General features: G+C 51.4%; 6 protein-coding genes. 1 reads left to right on the top strand and 5 read right to left on the bottom strand.

The window, feature by feature from the left end:
* Nucleotides 1–97 precede the first annotated feature (97 nt).
* The 3 genes from VLA04_01200 to VLA04_01190 are packed head-to-tail and all read right to left on the bottom strand — an operon-like array spanning nucleotide 98 to nucleotide 1,736.
* Complete coding sequence (locus VLA04_01200; protein ID HSI20313.1) at nucleotides 98–628, bottom strand: GDSL-type esterase/lipase family protein; 531 nt, start codon at nucleotides 626–628, stop codon at nucleotides 98–100.
* A complete protein-coding gene (locus VLA04_01195; GenBank protein HSI20312.1) occupies nucleotides 625–1,071 on the bottom strand; it encodes an NUDIX hydrolase in 447 nt (148 codons plus the stop codon). Before VLA04_01195 ends, VLA04_01200 begins: the two co-directional genes overlap by 4 nt.
* Before the next feature lie 2 nt (nucleotides 1,072–1,073).
* On the bottom strand, nucleotides 1,074–1,736 hold the full coding sequence (locus tag VLA04_01190; protein HSI20311.1) for a ceramidase domain-containing protein: 663 nt from the start codon (nucleotides 1,734–1,736) through the stop codon (nucleotides 1,074–1,076).
* 80 nt (nucleotides 1,737–1,816) lie between these two features.
* On the opposite strand from VLA04_01190, the gene VLA04_01185 reads away from it, so the two are divergent.
* On the top strand, nucleotides 1,817–2,311 hold the full coding sequence (locus VLA04_01185; protein ID HSI20310.1) for a hypothetical protein: 495 nt from the start codon (nucleotides 1,817–1,819) through the stop codon (nucleotides 2,309–2,311).
* Between the two features lie 81 nt (nucleotides 2,312–2,392).
* Here VLA04_01185 and VLA04_01180 read toward each other — a convergent pair whose 3' ends face one another.
* Together VLA04_01180 and VLA04_01175 are read right to left on the bottom strand one after the other, a co-directional pair.
* Complete coding sequence (locus tag VLA04_01180) at nucleotides 2,393–3,094, bottom strand: hypothetical protein (GenBank protein HSI20309.1); 702 nt, start codon at nucleotides 3,092–3,094, stop codon at nucleotides 2,393–2,395.
* A 103-nt stretch (nucleotides 3,095–3,197) separates the two neighbouring features.
* The coding region (locus VLA04_01175) for a Bpu10I family restriction endonuclease (protein ID HSI20308.1) at nucleotides 3,198–3,632 on the bottom strand (435 nt) is incomplete at its 5' end.

The raw sequence follows: 3,632 nt of genomic DNA, 5'->3' as shown, positions 1-3,632 counted from the left end.
TGGTTTTGATTAATAGCCCTCCAAGCTGTCAAAATGCTTGGCGATCATACCATAGCGTTACAGGTTTGTCAATCTGTTAAGGGCACATGCGATTCACTTACCTCTGGATCGATTCCCGTATTGCAACAAGGAGGGCGTTCTCCCCTATTTCGTTAAGGTGTACGCCATCGGAGGCATGATAGGGTTCAAGTGGGGAAAAATATGGGTTTGTATCAATCCTGGTGGCACCACTGTGCGTGCATATTTGCTCAATGCAGTGATTGTATGGGGCGAGGAGTGAATTGAGGCGCTTGTTAGGCCCAGGCTGTAGTTCTTCATTAACCTGAGGAAGGGTGATGACAGACGTTCTTTCGGCACCTAGTGCCGAAAGAATACCTAGAAGGTTTGTCTCAAATTCTTCAATGGGAACCACTTTCCAGGGAGCGCAATCGTTCATGCCAAAACAAAGGATGAAGCGGTCTGCTGGGAGATTCGCAATGAAAGCGGCGCGCCTAAGGCCGTCGGAGGTGTTAAAGCCGCCTGTTGCGCAGTTGTGAACGGTTGCGTTGGTGATCGCCGATTCAAGTTGGTTGAGGTGCCCCTTTTTTAAACGGGCAAAGAGGCTGTCACCAAACAAGACAATGTTCATAAGGCTTCAATCAGAAGGCTGCAGTTTTCCCAGCGAGCCAAGAATTGGGGCAAGTTGCCGGCAGTTGGTTTCTCAAGAAGTGTCATGGCTTCTTCAGGTGTCACAAGTTTCCACGCCTCCCCTTCCCCGTCAGCGGCTTTGAAATTCTCCTCCACATCGGTGCGAGACATACTGGCCCCAAAGGTAAAGTTGAGGCTTTCCTTCTTCTCATCACGCCGGTAGGAACTGCCAAGGAACCCAACCCACTCCGGGGTAAGGCTTGTTTCCTCTAGTACTTCACGCTGAACACCTTCAAAGGGAGATTCGTTTGCCTCAACGATACCCCCTGGAAAAGACCAGTAGTCCTTCCAATGGTCTTTGACGATGAGGATGTGCCCGTCTTCAGTTCTAATTATAGCTTTGGCACTTACGCGCTTGTGCCTGCCTGATGCATATTGGTCCATGGTTAGCGCTTTAATTGCCGGTAATGCTGGTCGAGAAAAAGGAGGGCGGCTGCGTTGGCGGCATGCCAGAAACTGTGCCCGTTAATAAGGTGAAAAGTGGTTGGGCTGCACCAAACCTGCTTGAAGTCCAAAAGCCAGATGAGCCAACCTGTGGCGAATACCAAGAAGCCCAGGCCAAAATAGCGCAGTGAACTACCTTCGCGCCGAATGGTTTGAATCTCTAGGTAAATGGCACTAGCTAAGAGAACGGCAAAAAGTGGGATGCCCAGGTTAAAATCCGCAACTGTTCGGAAGTACGCAGTAAGGCTGAGGGGTATCAGCGTACCCAGCACAAGGATTGCATACGCTTTGCGGGACGATGAAAGCCGCAGCGCTGCCACAATGAGGAAGGATGCCAGCAGGAACATCGACCCTAAGTCTGCGAGCTGCCCAACGAAGGTAAAGCTGGCATGGTAGGCAAAGGAAGTGAGGCCCGTAAGAATGGCTGTCCAACCTAGCCAAGGTGAAAAAGCGTGCCGGGGTTTACGGGAAAGGATAAAGAGCCCGGCCAGCGAAATGACCAGGGAGCTTACAGAGTTGGCGGGCTGGGCAACCCACCCACCCAAGTTGTCTTCGCAGAAGCGGATCGTAGGCTCTGCAAGGTTCTGGTAGAGCTCTGGTCGCATGCATTAACTGTAGCAAAAAGATAGCGAAAGGTGTTGGTTCTGATATAAATAGGTTACGCACAGTGGTGCGGGAGGATTTCTTGGAAGCTGCGAAATATCCAAATGATTTACATATCGTAGTCGGCGAAGCGGGAGATGGTGCCCCTGGAAAATGGATAAGCACCATTAGCCTTGCAGCCGCGAACAACTACAAGTCCTTAGCCTCACAAGAGGAGGAAAAAGAACTTGCTTCCAGCCGTGAAGAGGTAGTGGCAGGCGTTTGTGCCTTCCTCCTAGATGCTGCCGTAGAGGCGCATTACCGCACCTTCTATCCCAAAACCGTAGAAGAGTTTATTGCTCATCTGCGGGAAAAAGGCTGCTTCACCGAAGACCACTTCAGTGACCACTCCATTCATCGGGCGTTCGAACACCTGAATGAGGTTGATGCCGACGATGGGCAGGGTGGCCCTCTTCAGGCGGCGCCTCTGCTTAACGGCATGATGGTGGATGAGATTATGGCTCGTCTCGATAAAGAGAGTTGCGTGGATACCTCCCATGAGCCCCTGGAGTGTTACCCCGAACTGGTTGTTACGTAAGGCTGGTTCCTTGCCTCGTACTGAGTACGGGGCTTTTTTAATGAAAAAATCCTCCGGATTGCTCCGGAGGATTGGTAAGGCTCAAGCGGGTTGGGGTACTGACTCGAGGTCAAAGATGTACCCGAGGACATCCTTGTGGTGTGCGGCGAGCTCCTCGTCCAGCCCGTCCATGTCTACCTCGCAGCCAAAATTGTGAAGCTGAGGATTGTGGAAGCTTCGGGTTACGGTCACCACCTCAAACAGGGTGTCGAGCCGGTAGCCATTCCCCGTCTTCTCGCTGCGGACCAGGTAACCCTCCGGCAGGTTCTCGCCGTCCGTCTTGCTGACGTAGTAGCGGGTTGGCGGGAAGGTAACCCCCTGCTGTTCGAACATCTTCCAGAAGATGATGAATTTCTGGCGCGAGGCCAGCTGGCTCATCTCACCCATCCGCGCGTGCGAATGGACGTCGTGCCAGAAGGCAGTTTCCCGTGGCAGGAGGATGCCGGTGCCGCCACCGGTGCGGGAGTTCTCACGGACCTGGAACGTGTCCTTGTTGTCGTTGAACGTGTAGTCAAAGACAAGGTGGATGAGCGCCAGGAAGGATATGAGGTCGAACTGGTTGCTGAACGTGGCCTTGCCACTGGACAGGCCTTGCACTATGAAGTCCACCTCTGCGGTGAAGTCCTTGATGACGTTGACCTCCACTTGGAAGTTGGTTGATTCCGGCAGCTCGAGGCTGTGCGGGAGCCACGATGGTAATGGCGAGGCGAGGTTTGATCGGGTGTACGAGTGTCTTTTTTGCAAAGTCCGGGTTCTCCTTGCGCCCATGGTGCGGGTGCTAATGGTATGGGGAGGATAGCAAAAAGACCCGGGTGGGTCAATGAGGTGCTTACTTTGCCCTTTCTATTTACTCGATATAGCCCTTAACTAAGATATCTCTAATGCCCCCACTCCAGTCGGCGGTGAGGTGATTTCTTACTGTCTCAAAAAGATGTTCCACTACATCTGAGTGAATCGGGTTCTTAGTATAAGTAGGTAGAAAACGATATTCTCTATCAACATTTTTCTGCTTACGCAAAACATATATCTGGTCTACCTTGTACTTTCTGAGGTTGATATTCTCAGTAAGCTTAATCCATTCGGATACAACCATATATAATCCATTTGGATTCTTGTATTTGAGCTGTTCTGCCGAGGTGGATGAGCCCTCCAGCATGGTTTTGTCTATATACGTTTTGCACTCGATGGCGACTGCCGGAATATCAATAATCTCTTTTTGTATCGTTTGTGATCCGAGTGTGTGAAAAGTTGCCTCCACACGTGCACCAATTATAAAGTCGTG

It is taken from the genome of Verrucomicrobiia bacterium, assembly GCA_035460805.1.
Lineage (GTDB): Bacteria > Patescibacteriota > UBA1384 > CAILIB01 > CAILIB01 > DATHWI01.
This window is presented reverse-complemented; position numbering and strand designations above follow the sequence as displayed.

What these genes read in the sequence shown, in the direction of transcription:
- VLA04_01190 (HSI20311.1), bottom strand. Translation starts at nt 1,736, where the DNA reads ATGCGACCAGAGCTCTACCAGAACCTTGCAGAGCCTACGATCCGCTTC.
- VLA04_01200 (HSI20313.1), bottom strand. Translation starts at nt 628, where the DNA reads ATGAACATTGTCTTGTTTGGTGACAGCCTCTTTGCCCGTTTAAAAAAG.
- VLA04_01195 (HSI20312.1), bottom strand. Translation starts at nt 1,071, where the DNA reads ATGGACCAATATGCATCAGGCAGGCACAAGCGCGTAAGTGCCAAAGCT.